The 1,162-nt window shown below is 63.7% G+C and carries 2 protein-coding genes; one reads left to right on the top strand and one right to left on the bottom strand.

What is annotated here, in order from left to right:
* Nucleotides 1-207 (bottom strand): helix-turn-helix domain-containing protein (locus RHODMAR_RS21725; RefSeq protein ID WP_008718883.1); only part of this gene is annotated, 207 nt, incomplete at its 3' end.
* 73 nt (nucleotides 208-280) lie between these two features.
* Here RHODMAR_RS21725 and RHODMAR_RS27970 point away from each other — a divergent pair.
* On the top strand, nucleotides 281-1,162 hold an 882-nt coding region (locus RHODMAR_RS27970; protein WP_008718880.1), incomplete at its 3' end, for a DMT family transporter.

Below are 1,162 nucleotides of genomic sequence, written 5' to 3'. Positions count from 1 at the left end.
ATCGCGCCACAATCGGTATCGACGGGTGAGGTAGTGCTGCACCAGGCCGTCCTTGGAGCCGAAGCGGTCGTACAGGGTCTTCTTGGTGGTTCCGGCTTCCTCGGCGATGAGGTCGACGCCGACGGCTCGGATGCCACGGGAGTAGAACAGCTCACTTGCGACGGTGAGAATTCGTTCTCCTGCGGGAGTGAGCGGCTTGTCGAGCATGGTTGCCCTCCGAAATTGCTGGTCTGCGATGGGTGCACTGTAAGTATACAGACCTTTGTGTTTACATCACCGCATGAAAGCGAATATCGACGTCATCGCGGGTACAGCCCTGGTGGTGATGTGGAGTTCGGGCTTCATCGGTGCCGAACTCGGCACAGCCGAAGCTCCGGCACACACCTTGCTGGCCTGGCGCTACGTCGCTGCTGCAGTACTGCTGATCGCGTGGTGCATGTACCGGCAGCTGACGCCGACCTGGCACGCGATTCGAATCCACGCGATCCTCGGCCTGTTCTGCCAGTTCCTCTACCTCGGTGCCACCATCACCGGCATCGGTCTGGGCGTGCCGCCGGGTGTCGCAGCCTTGATCGCAGCGGTACAGCCCCTGGTGGTCGCGGTGGCGTCGAGCAGGATCTTCGGCGAACACGTCGGGCGACGACAGGTACTCGGATTGCTTGTCGGCGTCGCGGGGGTCTCGATGGTCGTGGTCGGGGACCTGTCCGTTGCCGGTCTCGCCTGGCCGGTCTACCTACTACCGGCCGCGGGAATGCTCGCGCTGTCGGCCGGAACCATCGGACAGCGGGTACTGGCACCCAAGGAGCCGATAGCGCTGTCGATGGCCATTCAATGTTCCGTCAGCGCAGTCGGGTTCATGACATGGAGCGTGCTGGCCGGAGATGCTGCACCGCCGATGACTATGGGTTTCGCGGCCGCTGTCGCCTGGACGGTCGTGCTGTCGACATTCGGTGCGTACGGCGCCTACCTGTTCGTCGTACGCCGCAGTGGACCCACCCGCGCCAGCGTGCTGCTCTATCTCACCCCGCCGACGACCTTGGTGTGGGCCTGGCTCATGTTCGGCGACGCGATCACCTGGTTCGGAGTCGGTGGTCTGCTGGTCTCGGGAGTCGGGGTGGCGCTGTTCCTCTACCGAACCCACGTGAGCGGAACTTCGACCCCT

Origin of the sequence: Rhodococcus sp. AW25M09, assembly GCF_000333955.1 — a bacterium.
GTDB lineage: Bacteria > Actinomycetota > Actinomycetes > Mycobacteriales > Mycobacteriaceae > Rhodococcoides.
Note: the sequence above shows the minus strand (reverse complement) of the source record. Positions and strands in the feature narration are given on the sequence as shown.